Source organism: Pseudomonas sp. C9 (assembly GCF_002000165.1).
Classification (GTDB): Bacteria; Pseudomonadota; Gammaproteobacteria; order Pseudomonadales; family Pseudomonadaceae; genus Aquipseudomonas.
Genome location: NZ_MPAK01000001.1, coordinates 1917561 through 1936682 on the forward strand (window position 1 = coordinate 1917561; position 19122 = coordinate 1936682).

Annotated in this window: 16 protein-coding genes; 1 reads left to right on the plus strand and 15 read right to left on the minus strand. The window is 60.5% G+C overall.

What is annotated here, in order from left to right:
- Positions 1 to 136: 136 nt before the first annotated feature.
- Positions 137 to 2767 (minus strand): phosphoenolpyruvate carboxylase, encoded by a 2631-nt coding sequence (gene ppc, locus BMS17_RS09105; protein ID WP_077430800.1) that lies wholly within the window; start codon positions 2765 to 2767, stop codon positions 137 to 139.
- Positions 2768 to 2979: 212 nt separating this feature from the next.
- On the opposite strand from ppc, the gene BMS17_RS09110 reads away from it, so the two are divergent.
- A complete protein-coding gene (locus tag BMS17_RS09110; RefSeq protein WP_034150733.1) occupies positions 2980 to 3324 on the plus strand; it encodes a hypothetical protein in 345 nt (114 codons plus the stop codon).
- Between the two features lie 69 nt (positions 3325 to 3393).
- Here the strand turns inward: BMS17_RS09110 and BMS17_RS09115 are convergent, their stop codons facing one another.
- From BMS17_RS09115 to BMS17_RS09185, 14 genes are all read right to left on the minus strand, one after another.
- Positions 3394 to 3723 (minus strand): hypothetical protein, encoded by a 330-nt coding sequence (locus tag BMS17_RS09115; RefSeq protein ID WP_077430801.1) that lies wholly within the window; start codon positions 3721 to 3723, stop codon positions 3394 to 3396.
- Positions 3720 to 4634 (minus strand): alpha/beta hydrolase, encoded by a 915-nt coding sequence (locus BMS17_RS09120; RefSeq protein ID WP_077430802.1) that lies wholly within the window; start codon positions 4632 to 4634, stop codon positions 3720 to 3722. The genes BMS17_RS09115 and BMS17_RS09120 overlap by 4 nt, the downstream gene beginning before the upstream one ends.
- A 147-nt stretch (positions 4635 to 4781) precedes the next feature.
- The gene (locus BMS17_RS09125; protein WP_046029128.1) at positions 4782 to 6059 is read right to left on the minus strand and encodes a flavohemoglobin expression-modulating QEGLA motif protein; all 1278 of its coding nucleotides are present in this window, start codon (positions 6057 to 6059) and stop codon (positions 4782 to 4784) included.
- A 36-nt stretch (positions 6060 to 6095) separates the two neighbouring features.
- On the minus strand, positions 6096 to 6650 hold the full coding sequence (locus BMS17_RS09130) for a hypothetical protein (protein WP_046029125.1): 555 nt from the start codon (positions 6648 to 6650) through the stop codon (positions 6096 to 6098).
- Positions 6651 to 6811: 161 nt separating this feature from the next.
- Complete coding sequence (locus tag BMS17_RS09140; protein ID WP_046029123.1) at positions 6812 to 7528, minus strand: TetR/AcrR family transcriptional regulator; 717 nt, start codon at positions 7526 to 7528, stop codon at positions 6812 to 6814.
- A 99-nt stretch (positions 7529 to 7627) separates the two neighbouring features.
- Positions 7628 to 9130: a lysine--tRNA ligase gene (lysS, locus tag BMS17_RS09145; RefSeq protein WP_046029121.1), complete on the minus strand. Its 1503-nt coding sequence runs from the start codon at positions 9128 to 9130 to the stop codon at positions 7628 to 7630.
- Positions 9131 to 9244: 114 nt separating this feature from the next.
- A protein-coding gene (gene prfB, locus BMS17_RS09150; protein WP_109786026.1) for a peptide chain release factor 2 occupies positions 9245 to 10340 on the minus strand; the annotation gives its coding sequence in 2 pieces (ribosomal slippage) (positions 9245 to 10267 and positions 10269 to 10340; 1095 coding nt in all).
- Between the two features lie 284 nt (positions 10341 to 10624).
- The gene (locus tag BMS17_RS09155; protein ID WP_046029115.1) at positions 10625 to 11626 is read right to left on the minus strand and encodes a PleD family two-component system response regulator; all 1002 of its coding nucleotides are present in this window, start codon (positions 11624 to 11626) and stop codon (positions 10625 to 10627) included.
- Positions 11627 to 11674: 48 nt separating this feature from the next.
- Positions 11675 to 12685 carry a chemotaxis response regulator protein-glutamate methylesterase gene (locus tag BMS17_RS09160; RefSeq protein ID WP_077430805.1) on the minus strand — a complete coding sequence of 337 codons (1011 nt, stop codon included), beginning with the start codon at positions 12683 to 12685 and terminating at the stop codon, positions 11675 to 11677.
- Positions 12682 to 14949, minus strand: coding sequence for a hybrid sensor histidine kinase/response regulator (locus tag BMS17_RS09165; RefSeq protein ID WP_077430806.1), 2268 nt, complete (start codon positions 14947 to 14949; stop codon positions 12682 to 12684). The genes BMS17_RS09160 and BMS17_RS09165 overlap by 4 nt, the downstream gene beginning before the upstream one ends.
- The gene (locus tag BMS17_RS09170; protein WP_077430807.1) at positions 14946 to 15629 is read right to left on the minus strand and encodes a chemotaxis protein CheW; all 684 of its coding nucleotides are present in this window, start codon (positions 15627 to 15629) and stop codon (positions 14946 to 14948) included. Before BMS17_RS09170 ends, BMS17_RS09165 begins: the two co-directional genes overlap by 4 nt.
- Complete coding sequence (locus BMS17_RS09175) at positions 15626 to 16885, minus strand: protein-glutamate O-methyltransferase CheR (protein ID WP_077430808.1); 1260 nt, start codon at positions 16883 to 16885, stop codon at positions 15626 to 15628. The genes BMS17_RS09170 and BMS17_RS09175 overlap by 4 nt, the downstream gene beginning before the upstream one ends.
- A complete protein-coding gene (locus tag BMS17_RS09180; protein WP_046029103.1) occupies positions 16882 to 17418 on the minus strand; it encodes a chemotaxis protein CheW in 537 nt (178 codons plus the stop codon). The genes BMS17_RS09175 and BMS17_RS09180 overlap by 4 nt, the downstream gene beginning before the upstream one ends.
- Positions 17418 to 19040: a methyl-accepting chemotaxis protein gene (locus BMS17_RS09185; protein WP_077430809.1), complete on the minus strand. Its 1623-nt coding sequence runs from the start codon at positions 19038 to 19040 to the stop codon at positions 17418 to 17420. Before BMS17_RS09185 ends, BMS17_RS09180 begins: the two co-directional genes overlap by 1 nt.
- Positions 19041 to 19122: the final 82 nt, after the last annotated feature.

Consider the following 19122-nt stretch of genomic DNA (forward strand, 5'->3'; position numbering starts at 1 on the left):
GGCGCCTGTCATGCCCCTTCGATGAAGTGCTCCAAGTCGCAACCCCATCATTAACTGTCGCCTGACCGACCTTTCAACACCTTCACCGACAGGCACTCGACGCCTGCGTCGAGTGCCTCGCCCCACGGCAAAAACCTTAGCCGGTATTTCGCAAACCGGCGGCAATCCCCGCCACAGACACCAGCAGCGCCTGTTCTACAGGGCTGCCCTGCGCCACGTCCTGCTGCCGCGAACGTGCCAGCAACTCCGCCTGCAATAGATGAAGCGGGTCGAGGTAAGTGTTGCGTAACCGGATGAATTCAAGGGTGTCTGGGCTATGTGCCAGCAGCTGCGACTGACCGGTCAACCCCAGCACCACTGCGCAGGCCTGCGACAATAGGTCGCGTAAATGCACACCTAAAGGAAGCAAATCCGGCTCGACCAGGCGTTCATCGTAGGATCGGGCGATGTCAGCGTCCGCTTTGGCCAGGACCATTTCCAGCATGTCGATGCGGGTGCGGAAGAACGGCCATTGCTCACGCATCTGCCCTAACAACTCGCCTTCACCGCGCTCCAGCGCCTTGCTCAATGCCGCTTCCCAACCCAACCAGGCCGGTAACATCAGGCGGGTCTGGGTCCAGCCGAAAATCCACGGAATGGCGCGCAGGCTTTCGATCCCGCCGGCGCGACGTTTGGCCGGGCGGCTGCCCAACGGCAAACGTCCCAGTTCCTGTTCCGGGGTCGACTGGCGGAAATACTCGACGAATTGCGGGTTCTCCCGCACGACGGCGCGGTACGCCTTGACGCCATCGTCGGCCAGTTCGTCCATCAAATGACGCCATGCCGGCTCAGGTGGCGGCGGTGGTAGCAGGGTCGCTTCCAGCACCGCCGCCAGGTACAGATTGAGGTTTTGCTCGGCGATGTCCGGCAGGCCGAATTTGAATCGAATCATTTCCCCTTGCTCGGTGGTGCGGAAACGCCCCGCGACCGACCCTGGCGGCTGCGACAGAATCGCCGCATGCGCCGGCCCACCGCCACGCCCCACGGTGCCGCCGCGACCATGGAACAACAGCAGCTCCACTTGCTGTTCACGGCAGATGTCGACCAAGCGTTCCTGCGCCCGGTACTGCGCCCACGCCGCCGCCGTTGTGCCGGCATCCTTGGCCGAGTCGGAGTAACCGATCATCACTTCTTGCGGGCCTTGCAAGCGCGCGCGATAGCCCGGCAGCAGCAACAGTTTTTCGATCACCGGACCAGCGTTATCAAGGTCGGCCAGGGTTTCGAACAACGGCACCACGCGCATCGGCCGCAGCACGCCGGCCTCTTTGAGCAGCAGTTGCACGGCGAGCACGTCGGACGCCGCACCGGCCATGGAAATCACGTATGAACCGAGCGATGCACCGGGAGCGGCGGCCACTTCCCTGCAGGTCGCCAGCACTTCGGCGGTGTCGGCCGACGGTTTGAAGTACGCCGGCAGCAATGGCCGACGATTGTTCAGTTCACGCATCAGGAACTCGATGCGCACATCCTCGCTCCAGTCTTCGTAGCGACCCAGGCCCAGGTAATCGGTGATTTCGGTCATGGCCGAGGTGTGCCGCGACGAATCCTGACGCACATCGAGGCGCACCAGAAACAGGCCGAACGTCACCGCCCGGCGCAGGCAATCGAGCAGCGGGCCATCGGCGATCACCCCCATGCCGCACTCATGCAGCGAGTGGTAGCACAGCTCCAGTGGATCCAGCAGTTCGCGGTTGTTTTGCAGTACATCGGGCGGTGCGGGGGTGGCGGTCGTCAACGACGCATGCGCCCAGTTGCGCGTCGCACGCAAGCGTTCACGCAGCTGTTTGAGCACGGCGCGATACGGCTCGGCGCTGTCCCTGGCCTTGGCTTTCAACGCCTCGCTGGCTTGTTGCATCGACAGCTCGGCCGCCAGGTGATCGACATCACGCACATACAAATCGGCCGCCATCCAGCGCGCCAGCAACAACACTTCACGGGTGACGGTCGCGGTCACGTTGGGGTTGCCATCGCGGTCGCCGCCCATCCACGAGGCGAAGCGAATCGGCGCGGCCTGTAGCGGCAAGCGCAGGCCGGTAGCGTCATACAGGGCTTTATCGGCCTTGCGCAGGTAATTGGGGATCGCCTGCCACAGCGAATGTTCGATCACCGCGAAGCCCCACTTGGCTTCGTCTACCGGCGTCGGGCGGGTGCGGCGGATTTCTTCGGTATGCCAGGCTTCGGCGATCAGGCGCTGTAGTTTCGCGTGGATCTGTTCGCGTTCGGCTGGGGTCAGGTCGCGGTGATCTTGTGCGGCCAGTTGCGCGGCGATGGCGTCGTACTTCTGGATCAGTGTGCGGCGCGCCACTTCGGTGGGGTGCGCGGTCAGCACCAGCTCGATGTCCAGTCGCCCCAATTGCCGGGCCAGGGAATCGGCACTGTGGCCTTCGGCGCGCAAGCGAGCGAGCAGTTCCGGCAGCACGCGCGCCTCGAACGGCGCGGGTTGCGACGCTTCGCGGCGATGAATCAACTGATATTGCTCGGCAATGTTGGCCAGGTTGAGAAACTGGTTGAACGCCCGCGCCACCGGCAGCAATTCGTCTTCGCTCAATTGGTTGAGGCTGGCGCTCAGTTCGGCGTCCACCGAACCGCGACGGTCGGCCTTGGCGCCCTTGCGGATCTGCTCGATCTTGTCGAGAAAGCCGTCCCCGTACTGTTCACGAATGGTGTTGCCCAGCAGCTCACCCAACAGGTGAACGTCTTCGCGCAAGCGTGCATCAATATCGGTCATCAGCAGTTCTCCAGCAAAAAATCCGGGCGGCCATGAACATCATGCTTTGCCCAAGAGTGCCGCCGTAAAGCCGTTCTTACAAGCAAACGACGAAGGGACTTTAAACTCACGGTGCAGAAGCTAGTCTGAAGAGGAAGCCGCACAACGGCTTTCGCCGGCCACTGCCGGACTCTGAAACGGCCTGCCACGAGCAGGAACGCATTGAGGTCACTATGAAAATTCGCGAGCTTGCCCAGCATTGGGAAGAAAACGCCAAGGGTCGCCTGACCGAGACGGGCTACACGATTCATCTGGACGTGGAGGCCGCCGCACGGCTGGCGGCGATCACCGAGATGTACCCCAAACGCCAACCCGAAGAACTGCTGGGCGAGTTGATCGGCGCCGCTCTGGAAGAGCTCGAAAAAAGCTTTCCGTACGTGAAGGGCTCGACGGTTGTGGCCACCGATGAAGAAGGTGACCCGCTGTACGAAGACGTCGGTCCGACGCCGCGTTTTCTCGCGTTGTCCCGTCGTCATCTGCACGATTTGTCGGCTGGTAACGACAAGCAAAAACACTGATCCAGCCGCGATGAAACGGTGGGAGCGAACGTGCTCCCACACTGGATCTTGGGTGATGACAAATCCCGGTTACTGTTCCAGTTTCTGCGGGGTTTCCTGGCCCATGCAGCGCACGGCTTTTTTCTTGCTGTCGATCAGCACACCGGTCAGGCCTTTTTGCTCGGTGTCGAACAATACCAGCACGCCGTCGACGCATTGCGCGACCTGGGCCGCCGGTTCCAGCGAGACTTTGTAGTCTTCGCCCGGAATGGTTTTAAGCATCGTGAATTCGTTGAGCAGCAACGCATCCTCAGGCTTGGCGAAATGCAGGTAGCCGTACCACCACAGGGCACCGACAGTGCTGAGGATGCTGCAGATACCGGTGATGATCAGCGGGATGGCGTTACGTTCTTCACTCATTGCGGACTCTCTGGTGGTTCATCTTCAGAATGTTTGGGCGCCGGGTAATTGGGGATTTCACCCAGGCGGCGCAGGCCGTTGAAATGCTGCGGATCGTCGAGATAACGCAACATGACGGTTCGCCAGACCGGGTCGGCGAACGTCTGCACATGCCCCCCTCGGGTCAGTTGCAGCACCCGTGGCGGCGGCGCAGCTTGATACAGACGGATGCCGTTGGAAAGGGGCACGATCGGATCGTCGATGCTGTGGTAGAGCAGTTTCGGTACGCCGTTGAGCTGTGGCATCAAGTTGATCGCGCTGTCGCCGTCCGGCACCAGCCACGACAACGGCACCTGGACTGCCCAGGTCAACCATGAGGTACTCAGGGCAAACTGGCCAACACTTCGATAGCTGGCGGGCGCACCGTCAAGGACCAGCGCCTTGAGTTGCTTCTGGCGCTCAGGGTGTTGAACAAGGTAGTGCACGGCCATCGAGCCACCGAGGCTTTGACCGAGCAGGATCAATGGTTTGCCTTTGACCTCGGGTGCCTGATCAAGCCATTTGAACGCCGCGTCTATGTCCAGATAGAGTGCCGGCAGGCTCGGTTTCCCTTCGGATAAACCATAGCCGCGATAGTCGATCAGCAGCACTTGATAGCCTTCCTTGGGCAACCACCAGCTCCCCCCCAGATGCATCGGCAGGTTGCCACCGTTGCCGTGTAAATGCAGGACAGTGCCTTTGACCTCGACACCTTTTTTCGCCGGCAGCCACCAGGCATTCAGCTTGACGCCGTCGGCGGTGACCAGGGTGACATCGCGGTACTCGAGATCAGCTTTATCCGGGGTAAACAACTGCCCGGGCTCAGGGTAGAACAGCAGCGAGCTGCAGCCGCTCAAGGTCAGAAGCAGACAAACAATGCCGAGGAATCTCATCCGTTGAAACCTCGCGAGAATAAGGGTTGAAACACTGGGTCTGTAGGAGCCGAGCTTGCTCGCGATAGCGGTATGTCAGGCGATACACAGGTTGAATGTAATTGCGCCATCGCGAGCAAGCTCGGCTCCTAAAGGGGACCTCATGGTTCACAGGATGTTGGAGTAATCCGCCTCGATCCGGTCCAGGCTCAGGTGGTTGAGGAAGTTGGAGAAGCACATCCACGCCGACAGCGCGTTCAGGTCGCGGAACTGTTCGGGCAAGTACTTGGGTGGCACCACCAATCCTTCATCGACCAACTGGCGCAAGGTGCGCATGTCTTCCAGCGTGGTCTTGCCGCAAAACAGTAGCGGTATCTGCTCCAGCTTGCCTTTGCGCACCGCCAACTGAATGTAGTTGTAAATCATGATGAAGCCCTTGAGGTAGGACAAGTCTTTGGTAAATGGCAGACCTGTCGGCACCGAGCCACGGAAAACGCGACTGGTGTTGCTGTAGCTCTCGGGCATTTCAAACCCTTGCTCACGGAAAAACTCGAACACCTGCAGGAAGTCCGCGCCCTCCTCCACCATGTGAATGGCGCGGGTGCGGTTGGTCAGTTTGCGCAGGCGACTCGGGTAGGACGCGAAGGTGATGATTTCCATCAGGATCGCCAGGCCTTCCTGCGTCACCGTCGAGGACGGCGGGCCCTTGGCCAGAAAGGTGCAGATCGGCTGGTTCAGACCATTGAGCGTGGTGCCTACGTGCACCAGCCCTTCGTGAACCTCCAGGGCTCGCACGTCGCGGTCGTTGAACATCGCGTCGGAGCGGATCTTGATGTAGTCGGCCCCCGCTGCCGCATCGGCGACGATGCCGTCGGACTCAAACACCCGAATGGTTTCCTCGGCCTCGCCAAACACCTTGTTCAAACGATGCTGCAGCATCGCGACAGCGTCCTTGGCGGTCAGCGTCTTCGGTTCATCCTTGAGATCGCCACGGCCATCAATATTGTTCAGGTAATCGGAGAGCATCAGGCCCAGGTCGGACAAGGTCGGGTCGCCAGCGTGAAACGCATCGGACGCGGCGCCATACAGCTCCTGGGAAATCAGCCCGAAATCCTCGGTGCCGCGCGCTTCGAGCATGCGCACCACCATGCGGTATTCCTTGCACATGCGACGCATGATCTGGCCGACCGGATTGAACTGGCCGAGCTGGCGGGTGATGTCGCGCTCGATGTTCTGGAACTCCAGTTTCACCTGGCTGGAATCGAACGCCAGCGGCCGGTTCAGGTAATAGTCACGGTCCACGGCAGGCAATTCCTTGCCCTTGGCCTTGAGAAATTTCTGACGGATAGTGTCGTCCCACTTGACCGCATCAAGGACCCGAATCGGCGTCTGCGCCAGCACAATGCGATCGGACAAAATGCGTATCGTCTGCTGGTAATCGTCCACCCGAAACTCCTGTAGAAAAGCCGTTATGTACTGGGTTTATTTGCGTTTGGCCATGCGCTGATAGCGCACCGCTTCGACGAAGACATCGGAATTGGCCGGATCGTCGAGGTAAGTAAACACCTGATCCATCGAGTTGTTGACCAATACGCCGTCGCCGTCATCGGTCTGGAAGTCTTCGCCACTCAAGACTTTTTGTCCGAGGGCCTGGTTGATCTGCTCGAGGTCGAGGTTGTAGACCACCAGTTCATGTTGTTCAGTGAGCTCGAAACCGGCAATGGTGAAATGCCCGCCGAATTTGGCCGGCACCTTCGCCGACAAGTACCAGCGGCTGCCATGGCGCGAGACGGTGAAGGGATAGGCTTCACGTTCGCCGGGGGTTGCCTTGAAGTAACTGACCGCCTGATAGCGATTGTCGCCGATGCGCGTCAACTCAAGATTCATCGGTTCGCCCCAGGCGTTGGTGCTGGTCCATTTGCCGAGTAAACCTTTGGGCGCGGGGTCGCTTGCGGGCAGAGGCTCCTTGAAGGTCACCAGACAGCCACTGAGCAGCAACAACGACAAGGCGATCACTACGCCACGCCAGGCTTTCATTCAACACTCCCTATGAACACACGCAGCCCTGAACTGAACACCTGCCCCTGTGGGAGCGAGCTTGCTCGCGATAGCGGTGTGTCAGCCAACAGAGATGTTGAATGTCAGGCCGTCATCGCGAGCAAGCTCGCTCCCACAGGGTTTTGTGGCGCCCTCAGGGATTACACCGACGCGAGTACCAAGTGCATGTAACGATTGAGGATACCGAGCATTTCTTCTTCGCCCACAGGCTCCGCGTCGTTGAGCAAGCCCTGATACTCCATCCGTCCGATAATCGCCGTCAACACTTTGGCATCCTCTTGTGGCTCACGAGAACCCAATACCTCGAAAAGCTGGCACGTGCCCTGAAGGAGGATTTGCTGATGCGAGCGCACCAGTTCCGCCAGGCGCGGGTTCAACAAGGCCTCCTGACGGAACGCCTGTTCCGCCATCAAGTGTTCGCGACGGTTGATCAATTGCCGGTGAACGTAGTCCGCCATCAGCCGCGCGATATCGTCTGCCAGTTGCGCGCGCGCCTGCGGGCTGCCGTCGCCGCTGACCACCATCTCGCGCAGCAGGCCTTCGTTGTTCACCCACAACTTGGCCATGAACGCCGCACTGCGTTCCACGTATTGAGCGAAGGTATCGGTGAGCAAGTCATCGATATCCTTGAAGTAATAGGTCGTCGCCGACAACGGTACGCCGGCCTCGGCCGCCACCGCCCGGTGGCGTACGGCCCGCACGCCATCGCGCACGACAATGCGCATCGCCGCATCGAGAATGTCCTGTCGACGCTGCTCGCTGCCCTGTCGGCTGGCCTTGCGGCCCTGGTACTGAACACTTTCAGCGACCGCAGTGGCGATACCCGCTGCACCTTCTTGAGCCATTGCACGATTCACGACAGGTCTTTCCTCTCAGATGAAAGCAACAAATTGATACGTTTGTGCCAGACAGGCAATAAAAAGCCGCCTGAAAAGGCGGCTTTTTAATTGAAACACTTAAGCTTGCGGCCGCATGTGCGGGAACAGGATCACGTCGCGGATCGACGGCGAGTTGGTCAGCAGCATCACCAGACGGTCGATACCGATGCCTTCACCCGCCGTTGGCGGCATGCCGTATTCCAGCGCGCGCACGAAGTCGGCGTCGTAGTGCATGGCTTCGTCATCGCCCGCGTCCTTGTCAGCGACTTGCGCCATGAAACGCTCAGCCTGGTCTTCCGCGTCGTTCAACTCGGAGTAGGCGTTGGCGATTTCACGGCCGCCGATGAACAATTCGAAACGGTCGGTGACGTTCGGGTTGTCATCGTTGCGACGAGCCAGCGGCGACACTTCGAACGGGTACTGGGTGATGAAGTGCGGCTGCTCCAGCTTGTGCTCGACCAGTTCTTCGAAAATCATCACTTGCAGCTTGCCCAGACCTTCGAAGCCCAGCACCTTGGCGCCGGCCTTCTTGGCGATGGCGCGAGCCTTGTCGATGTCGTTCAGGTCGTCAGCGGTCAGCTCAGGGTTGTACTTGAGGATCGAGTCGAACACCGACAGACGCACGAACGGTTCGCCGAAGTGGAACACTTTGTCGCCGTAAGGCACGTCAGTGCTGCCCAGAACCAGCTGCGCCAGCTCACGGAACAGTTCTTCGGTCAGGTCCATGTTGTCTTCGTAGTCGGCGTAAGCCTGGTAGAACTCCAACATGGTGAACTCAGGGTTGTGACGAGTCGAAACGCCTTCGTTACGGAAGTTGCGGTTGATCTCGAACACTTTCTCGAAACCGCCAACCACCAGACGCTTGAGGTAAAGCTCAGGCGCAATGCGCAAGAACATGCCCATGTCCAGCGCGTTGTGGTGGGTTTCGAACGGCTTGGCCGCCGCACCGCCAGGAATGGTTTGCAGCATCGGCGTTTCGACTTCCAGGAAGTCACGCTGCATCAGGAAGCTGCGGATATGCGCGATGACTTGCGAACGAACGCGGAAGGTCTGGCGCACGTCTTCGTTGACGATCAGGTCGACATAACGCTGACGGTAGCGCTGTTCGGTGTCGGTCAGGCCGTGGTGCTTGTCCGGCAGCGGGCGCAGCGACTTGGTCAGCAGGCGCACAGTGGTCATTTCAACGTACAGGTCGCCCTTGCCGGAACGGGCCAGGGTGCCTTCGGCGGCGATGATGTCGCCCATGTCCCAGGTCTTCACGGCGGCCAGGGTTTCTTCGGACAGGGTTTTACGGTTGACGTAAACCTGAATCCGCCCGGTCATGTCCTGAATCACCATGAACGAGCCACGGTTGAGCATGATGCGACCGGCAACCTTGACCGGAATTGCAGCCTCTGCCAGCTCTTCCTTGGTCTTGTCCGCGTATTTCTTCTGCAGATCTTCGCAGTAGTTTTCGCGGCGGAAGTCGTTCGGGAAGGCATTGCCCTTGGCGCGCTCGGCAGCAAGCTTTTCCTTGCGCAGGGCGATCAGGGAGTTTTCTTCCTGTTGCAGGGCTTGCGGGTCGAGTTCTAGGTCGCTCATGTCTTTAAATATTCCATCACAGGTTCGTTGCCCCCAGGCCTGCGGCCTGGGGATCGCCGGCAGGCCGGCTCCTACAAGGATCGAGGTATGTCAGTCGATCCTGTATTGCATGGCTTACAGGCCTTGTTTCAGGCTGGCCACCAGGTATTCGTCGATATCGCCGTCGAGCACCTTGTCGCAGTCGCTGCGTTCGATGTTAGTGCGCAAATCCTTGATTCGCGACGCATCGAGTACATACGAGCGGATCTGGTGACCCCAGCCGATGTCGGACTTGGTGTCTTCCAGGGCCTGGGAGGCGGCATTGCGTTTCTGCACTTCCTGCTCGTACAAGCGCGCCCGCAACATTTTCATCGCGGTGTCTTTGTTGGCGTGCTGGGAGCGTTCGTTCTGGCAGCTGACCACGGTGTTGGACGGTACGTGGGTGATACGTACGGCCGAGTCGGTGGTGTTTACATGCTGACCACCGGCACCGGAGGAGCGGTAGGTGTCGATGCGCAGGTCCGACGGGTTGATGTCGATTTCGATGTTGTCATCGATTTCCGGCGACACAAACACCGCCGAGAACGAGGTGTGGCGGCGGTTACCGGAGTCGAACGGGCTCTTGCGCACCAGACGGTGCACGCCAATTTCGGTACGCAACCAGCCAAAGGCGTATTCGCCCTTGATGTGCACGGTAGCGCCCTTGATCCCGGCGACTTCACCGGCGGACAGCTCCATGATGGTCGCGTCGAAACCGCGCTTGTCAGCCCAACGCAGGTACATGCGCAGCAGGATGTTGGCCCAGTCCTGAGCCTCGGTGCCACCGGAGCCGGCCTGGATATCCAGGTAGGCGTTGTTGGCATCCATTTCACCGCTGAACATGCGACGGAATTCGAGTTTTTCCAGCGACTCGCGCAGGCGCTCGACTTCGGCAGCGACGTCATCGACGGCGGCCTGGTCTTCTTCTTCGGCGGACATCAGCAGCAGGTCTTTGGCGTCGGCCAGGCCTGAGTGCATTTCGTCGAGGGTTTCGACGATCTGCGCCAGCATGGACCGCTCGCGGCCCAGTTCCTGAGCGTACGTCGGGTTGTTCCAGACAGACGGATCTTCAAGCTCGCGATTGACTTCAGTCAGACGCTCATGCTTTTGATCGTAGTCAAAGATACCCCCGAATAGTTTCGGAGCGCTCGGACAGGTCCTTGATACTGTTAAGGATCGGGTTGATTTCCATGGCGGGCAGCACTCGTTGGCGAACTTTTGAAAGCCGGCGAGTATAACGTAATCAGGCTGTCACGGCAGCCCGCCTGGCCGCTTTACCGGCGAATGGTTTTGATTGAAACCATGGAACATCCCTGTAGCAGCGGTCGAGCCCCGCGAGGCCGCGTCCGAGGACGAAGTCCTCGCCAATCCTGCGCCCGCGGTTTGCCTGGTAGACCGTGTTGTATGGTTTTACGACGGCTTTGCCGCCGGACGCAGCCTCGCAGGCTCGGCAGCTGCTACAGGTCGCGTATTACTTCACTCAATCCCCACCTGATTACGCCCATTGTTCTTCGCCAGATACAGCCCTTTATCCGCCGCCGAGATCAATTGCCGGCAATCGCTGCCCTGCTGCGGGACCATGGTGGACAGGCCGATGCTGATGGTCAGGCATGAGCCTTCGGTCGGTGAAATGTGCGGAATTTTCAGCGCGGCCACGGTTTGACGCAGTTTCTCCGCCACCAGCCGCGCACCGCCCGGCGTGGTATTGGGCAGCACCAACGCAAACTCTTCGCCACCGTAACGGGCTGGCAGGTCGGACGGGCGAGCGCTGGCCTCGCGAATCGCCGTCGCCACCTTGCGCAAGGCTTCGTCGCCCTCCAGATGGCCGAAGCTGTCGTTATAGGACTTGAAGTAATCCACATCGATCATCAGCAACGACAATTGGCTCTGGTCACGCAGCGAACGGCGCCACTCCAGTTCCAGGTACTCATCGAAATGCCGGCGGTTCGACAGCCCGGTCAGGCCATCGGAGTTCATCAGGCGTTGCAGCACCAGGTTGGTGTCGAGCAGTTGCTGCTGGCTGACCCGCAACGCCCGGTACGCCGCATCGCGCTGCAACAGCGTCATGTAGGAGCGCGAGTGATAGCGAATGCGCGCCACCAACTCGATGTTGTCCGGCAGCTTCACCAGATAATCGTTGGCCCCGGCCGCAAACGCCGCGCTCTTGATCAGCGGGTCTTCCTTGGTCGACAGGACAATGATCGGAATGTCCTTGGTCGCCGGATGATTGCGGTACTCGCGCACCAGGCTCAGGCCGTCCAGACCGGGCATCACCAGATCCTGAAGGATCACCGTCGGCTTGATGCGGATCGCTTGGGCAATGGCTTGGTGCGGGTCGGCGCAGAAGTGGAAGTCGATATTGTCTTCGTTCGACAACCCGCGACGCACCGCTTCGCCGATCATCGCCTGATCGTCTACCAACAACACCATGGCGGCGTTTTCGTCGGTCTTGTAGTCGTCGAGCTGTAATTCATTCATGTGCGGTCACCTGAATACTGCCTTTGCCAGGATTACTGCTAATGGTGGTCATTTCGGAAAGATCTCCAGCAATCGTGGTGCGATCTTGTTCAGTGGGCGGACTTCCACAGCAGCGTCGATGGCCGCGGCCGCCTTGGGCATTCCGAACACCGCACTGCTGTTCTGGTCCTGAGCGATGGTCAGGTAACCCTGTTGGCGCATGAGTTTAAGCCCCTGCGCGCCATCGCGCCCCATGCCGGTCAACAAAACCCCCACGGCGTCACCGTTCCAGTAATTGGCAACGCTTTCGAAAAACACATCAATTGAAGGACGGTAGATTTCGTTGACCGGTTCAGCGGTGTAGGCCAGCGTGCCGTTTTTCAGCAAGCGAATATGGTGGTTGGTACCGGCCAGCAACACCGTGCCAGCCTGGGGCGTCTCACCTTCCACTGCCAGGCGCACGTTCAAGCCACTGGCGCTGCCGAGCCATTCGGCCATGCCGGAAGCGAAGACCTGATCCACATGCTGGACCAGCACGATCGCTGCCGAAAAATCTCGCGGCAAACCCTTAAGCAGAATTTCCAGCGCTGCCGGCCCGCCGGCGGATGAGCCGATGGCGATCAGGCGCTGGCGCGAGGCGGAACTGCGATGCGGGCTCGGTGCCTTCGGGACTTGAGCGTTGCGGCCACCAATCAGCCAGCCGATGTTCATGATCTTGCGCAACAACGGGGCCGCCGCCTCTTGGGCATTGCCGGCACCGAGGGCCGGGGTGTCGACCACGTCCAGCGCGCCGTGGCCCATGGCCTCGAACACCCGATGCACGTTCTGCTGGCGGTCAACGGTGACGATGACAATGGCGCACGGTGTTTCTGTCATGATCCGCCGGGTCGCTTCCACCCCGTCCATGACGGGCATGATCAGGTCCATCAAAATCAGATCCGGCGTATTTTCGGCGCAAAGCTGCACCGCCTCCGCTCCATTGCCAGCGACCCAAATCACCTGGTGCGCCGGCTCAAACGCCAAGGCCCGGCGCAAAGCCTCTACCGCCATGGGCATGTCATTGACGATCGCGATTTTCATGCCTTTGCTCCTCCGATGAGCTCAACCACTGCATCAAGCAGGGCATCGTCATGAAAACTGGCCTTGGCTAGATAATAGTCGGCCCCGGCGTCCAGTCCACGACGACGGTCTTCCTCGCGATCCTTGTACGACACCACCATCACCGGCAGCGATTGCAGGCGATTGTCCCGGCGCAGCAACGACACCAGTTCGATGCCATCCATGCGCGGCATATCAATGTCGGTGATCAGCAGATCGAAATCCTCCGAGCGCAGGGCGTTCCAGCCATCCATACCGTCAACCGCCACGGCCACATCGTAGCCGCGATTGAGCAGCAGCTTGCGTTGCAACTCGCGAACCGTCAGTGAGTCATCAACCACCAGAATCCGTTTACGCGCCGCCTCGACCGCTTGATTGCTGTGGCGGGCAATGCGCTCCAGGCGCCCGGTATTGAGCAGTTTGTCCACCGAACGCAGCATGTCTTCGACGTCGACGATCAGCACCACCGAACCATCGTCGAGCAAGGCCCCGGCGGAGATGTCCTGCACCTTGCCCAGACGTTCGTCCAGCGGCAATACGACCAATGTCCGCTCGCCGATAAAACGCTCGACCGCCACGCCGTAAATCGCATCGCGCTCGCGGATGACCACGACTTTAAGCGTCTGCTGACTGTTCTGGCTGACCGGGCGCTGCAACAGCTGACTGGCCGCCACCAGGCCGACATGCCGACCTTCATGCCAGAAATGCTGACGCCCTTCGACCTGCACGATGTCCGCCGACTCCAGGTCGCACATGCGTTCGATATGAGCCAGCGGAAACGCATAAGCCTCGTCACCGACTTCCACCACCAGGCTACGGACCACCGACAGCGTCAGCGGCACTTCGAGGTGGAAGCGGCTGCCTGCGCCCGCCGTTTGCTCCAGCACCACCGCTCCGCGCAATTGGCGGACCATGTGTTGAACCGCATCCAGCCCGACACCACGTCCGGAGACTTCGGTGACCTTGTCGCGCAGGCTGAAACCCGGCAGGAACAAAAACGTCAGCAGCTCTTCTTCGCTCAATTGCGCGGCGGTTTCGGCTGGGGATAACTGCCGCTCGACAACGGTGCGGCGGACCTTTTCCAGGTCGACGCCGTTGCCGTCATCGCTCAACTCCAGCACCAGCAGACCGGCCTGATGGGAGGCACGCAGACGAATCACCCCCTCCGCCGGTTTGCCGGCCAGCAACCTTTGTTCCGGGGATTCGATGCCGTGATCCACGGCGTTGCGCAACAAGTGCGTCAGTGGCGCTTCGAGTTTTTCCAGGACGTCGCGGTCGACCTGGGTTTTCTCGCCCTCGATCTCCAGCCGCACCTGTTTACCCAGGTCCCGGCCCAGATCGCGGACCATGCGCACCTGCCCGCTCAACACGTCGGCAAACGGGCGCATGCGACAAGCCAGCGCGGTGTCGTACAGCACCTGCGCCCGCTGACTGGCCTGCCAGGCAAACTCATCCAGCTCGGCGTTTTTTTCGATCAACAGTTGCTGGGATTCCGCCAGCAACCGCCGCGCATCCTCGAGCGCCTCCTGAGCTTCAAGGCTCAAGGCGTGCTCCTTGAGATGCACGTTGAGGTTTTCCAGTGCCCGCAGACCGTTGTTTTGTATGCGCTTGAGGCGCTGCATGGTCGCCAGGTGTGGTTTGAGCCGCTGGGTTTCCACCAGGGATTTACTCGACAGGTCGAGCAGGCTGTTCAAGCGCTCGGCCGTGACGCGCAGCACGCGCTCACCGTTTTCGGTGGTGCGTTTAGCCTTGCGCGGGGTTTCAACCGGGGCGGCTGGCGGCTCAATGACCGGGGCCGGCAACTCGACGGTCTGCGGTTCAGGCAGACGTTCGTCCCTGAGCGGTTCGACCGGTGCCAACGGATCAAGTACATGGGCCATCAACGCCACATAGGCCTCGATATCCGCCGGTGTCAGGTTGTTGTTCGGCGTGGCGATGCGCATCAGCAGATCGGTGCCTTGCAACAACGCATCGATGTGCTCGGGCCGCAAGTACAACTGCCCTTCCTGAGCGCTGACCAGGCAGTCTTCCATCACATGCGCAACACTGACCCCGGCATCGACACCGACGATCCGCGCCGCGCCCTTTAGCGAGTGCGCCGCGCGCATGCACGATTCGAGCTGATCGGCCTGAGTCGGGTTGCGCTCCAACGCCAACAGCCCGGCGTTCAGGACCTGGGTCTGGGCCTCGGCTTCCAGGCTGAACAGTTCGAGCAACGAAGCGTCGCGCATTTGCTCGGGGGTCATGTGAGGCTCCGGGTCACGGCGGACAGCAACTGTTCTTCATCCAGCCAGCGCAAACTGCGACCTTTGAACGGCAACACGCCTCGGGTGTATTTGCCGCTGGCCTGAGTGCCCGATTGCGATGCGGCATCCAGAATTCGTTCGTCGATGGCATGAATCCCGTCAACCTCGTCCACCGGCACCACCACCGGCCCACCGTGGGCGGCGATGATCAGCATGCGCGGCATAACCCGCGCACCGGTGGCCACGTTGTTGGTGGCGTCGAGCCCGAGCAATTCCACCAACGACAGGCACGCGACCAACGCTCCGCGAACATTCGCCACGCCGAGCAACGCCCGGGAGCGCTGGTGCGGCAACGAATGAATGGCTTGCAGGGGCGCCACTTCCACCAGGCTGCGAGTGGCCAGGCCCAGCCATTCCTCGCCGAGTCGGAACATCAGCAGCGAACGGGTTTTCACCTCGGTTTCAACCGCTGCCGAATGTTGCACGCGGTCGTCCTGCTGCAAGGCGTAGCGGTCGAGCAAACGCGTAGCGGCGGCCGAGTACACCGCGCAATTGCGGCAGTGAATGTGCTTGGTCAGCAGCGGGCAGGACTTGTCACCGTGAATACCGATGCGGTTCCAGCAATCGTCGATGGCCTGGGCATCTTCATGGGTAACGTTCAAGGTGTCGGAGGCGCTCATCGTTTACGCTCACTGTCGGCGCGCTCGCTGCGGGCGGCGCGGTCCTGCAATCGTCTGGCACCCGCCGCATCACCCTGGGATTGCAGCAAGGCCGCCAGGTGCATCAACGCGTCGGGATGTTGCGCTTCAAGGTACAACGCCTTGCGATAAAAACCTTGGGCTTCGAAGGTGTTTCCACTGACATCGCTGAGCAGCCCCAGCCAGTAAAACACTTGGGCGACCGGCTCGTGGCTGCGCAAATACCCTTCGCACGCGGCGCGGGCTTCGACACTTTTGCCTTCGTTGGCCAGCACCGCGATGTTCGCCAGCAACGCAATCGCGTCCGATGCTTTCGCGGCGATTGGCGACGTGAGGGGGGTGAACGGGCGGTTACGCACGGTTGGCGGTGTCACGCTGCGCACGGGTTGGCGTACCGGCAGCGGCGCCGGCACGAACACGGGAAACGGCTCAGGCTGTGGCGCACTCTGGCGGCTGAACGCAAACGACTGCGCAATGCCAATCGAGCGCATGCCAAAACGCCCCAACAAACCACCTTCGGCCGGGCCGATAAACAGCACGCCGTCGACATGCGTCAGGTGCTTGAGTACTTCAAAAACCTGCTGCTGGGTTGGCTGATCGAAATAGATCAGCAAGTTGCGGCAGAACACAAAATCATAGGGTTGCGCGTTAGCGAGCAAGGCCGGATCAAGCAGGTTGCCGACCTGCAAACGCACCTGCTCAAGCACGCGCTCGCTGAGGCGATAACTGTCGTCTTCGGCACTGAAATGGCGGTCGCGAAACGCGATATCGTGACCGCGAAACGAGTTTTTCCCGTAGACCGCACGCCTGGCCTTTTCCACCGACAGTGGGCTGACGTCCATGCCTTCTACCTTGAACTGATGCGGTTCAAGCCCGGCATCAAGCAGGGTCATGGCGATGGAATACGGCTCCTCACCCGTGGAACACGGCAGGCTGAGAATTCGCAGCGCACGCATGTTGTTGATTTCGGCCAGCCGTTTTACCGCCAGTTTCGCCAGGGTCGCGAAGGATTCCGGATAACGGAAAAACCAGGTCTCCGGCACGATCACCGCTTCGATCAATGCCTGCTGCTCATCCTGCGAGCCTTGCAGTGTGTGCCAATACTCATCGGCCGTCAGCGCATTGGACGCCGTGCTGCGCTGGCGCACCGCGCGCTCGATGATCGCCGGGCCCACCGACGTCACGTCGAGGCCGATACGTTCCTTGAGGAAATCGAAAAAACGCTGATCGCTGCTCATGACCGCTCCTCAAGCGATGCCAGGTCCAGCGGTGGCGAAGGAAACAGCAGCGCGCGAACCTGATCATCGAGCAAATCGACGACCCGTACCCATTGCAGCAGTCCCTGCGCATCCTCCCGAACCGGCCCCAGGTACGGCGCCTGGCGGTTGTCCAAACCATAGGGTTTGAAGTCCGCAGCGTCACAACGCAAGGTATCGGTGGCCTGCTCAAGGATCAGGCCCAGCAACATCGAGGGTGTCGTGTCATCCGGCCGATAGTGCACCAGCACCAGCCGCGTACTGGTACGGGCCTGCGCCGGTTGACCGAACGTCAGCGCACAAAGGTCGATCACCGGTACGACGGCGCCGCGATAAGCAAAGACCCCGGCGACCCAATCAGGCGCCCGTGGAATCGGCTTCAAAGGCAGGCGTGGCAACACTTCCGCCACTTCGATGGCCTGCAAGGCAAAACGCTCGCTGGCAATGCGAAACACCAGGAACAACGATTGCTTCGCCGGCACCACGGCGCCGCGTTTGCCCGCGAGTTCGCTCATCAGACTTTGAATCGCGAAACGCCGCTGCGCAGCCCGACGGCCACCTGGCTCAGTTCGTCGATGGCGAAACTGGCCTGGCGCAACGACTCGACGGTCTGGCTGCTGGCATCACCCAACTGCACCAGCGCATGGTTGATCTGTTCGGCGCCGGTGGCCTGCGCCTGCATGCCTTCATTGACCATCAACACCCGCGGCGCCAGCGCCTGCACCTGATGGATGATCTGCGACAACTGCTCGCCGACCTGCTGCACTTCGGACATGCCCCGGCGCACTTCCTCCGAGAACTTGTCCATGCCCATGACACCCGCCGACACCGCCGACTGGATCTCACGCACCATCTGTTCGATGTCGTAGGTGGCGACGGCCGTCTGATCCGCCAGGCGCCGCACTTCGGTGGCGACCACGGCGAACCCGCGACCGTATTCACCGGCCTTCTCGGCTTCGATTGCAGCGTTGAGCGACAGCAAGTTGGTCTGGTCGGCGACTTTGACGATGGTCACCACCACCTGGTTGATGTTGCCGGCCTTCTCATTGAGGATCGCCAGTTTGGCGTTGACCAGATCGGCCGCGCCCATCACCGAGTGCATGGTGTCTTCCATGCGCGCCAGGCCTTGCTGCCCGGAACCGGCCAGCACCGAAGCCTGATCGGCAGCAGTGGAGACTTCAGTCATGGTGCGCACCAGGTCCCGGGACGTCGCGGCGATTTCTCGGGAGGTCGCGCCGATTTCCGTGGTGGTGGCGGCGGTTTCCGTGGCGGTGGCTTGCTGCTGCTTGGACGTGGCGGCGATCTCGGTCACCGACGTGGTCACTTGCACCGACGAACGCTGGGCCTGAGACACCAGCGACGTCAGCTCGGTCATCATGTCGTTGAAGCCGGTTTCCACGGCGCCGAATTCGTCTTTGCGCTCCAGGTTCAAACGGCCACTAAGGTCGCCGGTGCGCATAATTTCGAGGATGTCCACGATCCGGTTCATTGGCGCCATGATCGCGCGCATCAGCAGCAAACCGCACAGGCCGGCGGCCAGCACCGCAATCAGCAGGGAAATGCCCATGATGACCTTCGCGGTGACCACGGCGTCATCGATGTTCGCCATGTCCTGGTCGGCCACTGCTTTGTTTTCGCGGATGATGTCGTTGAGTTTCATCCGGCCCGCCGTCCACGCCGGGGTCAGCTGTTCATTGAACAGTTTGATGGCGTCGGCTTCCTGATTGTTCTTATGCAGGTCGAGGACTTTCGCCAGGATCTTCTGGTACTCCTCATGCAGCTTTTCGAACGCGGCGATTTCGACCTTGTCTTCCTCCGTGGTCACCGTGCGTCGATAGTTATTCATCTGCTCCAGCAGTCGCGCCTCGAACACCTTGAAATCGGCGGCGTCTTCGACACTGACGCCCTGCCCTTCCTTGAGGCCGAGCATCTCCTGGGTCTGGATAAAACTGTCGACCCAGGCACTGCGAATCATCGAGCTGAAATACACCCCCGGCAGCGCATCATCGCGAACGCTTTCTTCACTGGCTTCGATCTTCAACAGCCGTGAATACGAGACGACGACCATCAACAGCATGATGGCGATGATTACCGCAAAGCTCGCCAAGATGCGTTGGCGCAACGTCCAGTTTTTCACAGTCAGTCCTCGGGGCGGTTCAAATGCTGGGGAGTATAGCCGAGGACGTTGTTTCATTTATAAGACGGTGTGCGGCGGTTCT

What these genes read in the sequence shown, in the direction of transcription:
- ppc (WP_077430800.1), bottom strand. Translation starts at nt 2,767, where the DNA reads ATGACCGATATTGATGCACGCTTGCGCGAAGACGTTCACCTGTTGGGT.
- BMS17_RS09110 (WP_034150733.1), top strand. Translation starts at nt 2,980, where the DNA reads ATGAAAATTCGCGAGCTTGCCCAGCATTGGGAAGAAAACGCCAAGGGT.
- BMS17_RS09115 (WP_077430801.1), bottom strand. Translation starts at nt 3,723, where the DNA reads ATGAGTGAAGAACGTAACGCCATCCCGCTGATCATCACCGGTATCTGC.
- BMS17_RS09120 (WP_077430802.1), bottom strand. Translation starts at nt 4,634, where the DNA reads ATGAGATTCCTCGGCATTGTTTGTCTGCTTCTGACCTTGAGCGGCTGC.
- BMS17_RS09130 (WP_046029125.1), bottom strand. Translation starts at nt 6,650, where the DNA reads ATGAAAGCCTGGCGTGGCGTAGTGATCGCCTTGTCGTTGTTGCTGCTC.
- lysS (WP_046029121.1), bottom strand. Translation starts at nt 9,130, where the DNA reads ATGAGCGACCTAGAACTCGACCCGCAAGCCCTGCAACAGGAAGAAAAC.
- BMS17_RS09155 (WP_046029115.1), bottom strand. Translation starts at nt 11,626, where the DNA reads ATGAATGAATTACAGCTCGACGACTACAAGACCGACGAAAACGCCGCC.
- BMS17_RS09160 (WP_077430805.1), bottom strand. Translation starts at nt 12,685, where the DNA reads ATGAAAATCGCGATCGTCAATGACATGCCCATGGCGGTAGAGGCTTTG.
- BMS17_RS09165 (WP_077430806.1), bottom strand. Translation starts at nt 14,949, where the DNA reads ATGACCCCCGAGCAAATGCGCGACGCTTCGTTGCTCGAACTGTTCAGC.
- BMS17_RS09170 (WP_077430807.1), bottom strand. Translation starts at nt 15,629, where the DNA reads ATGAGCGCCTCCGACACCTTGAACGTTACCCATGAAGATGCCCAGGCC.
- BMS17_RS09175 (WP_077430808.1), bottom strand. Translation starts at nt 16,885, where the DNA reads ATGAGCAGCGATCAGCGTTTTTTCGATTTCCTCAAGGAACGTATCGGC.
- BMS17_RS09180 (WP_046029103.1), bottom strand. Translation starts at nt 17,418, where the DNA reads ATGAGCGAACTCGCGGGCAAACGCGGCGCCGTGGTGCCGGCGAAGCAA.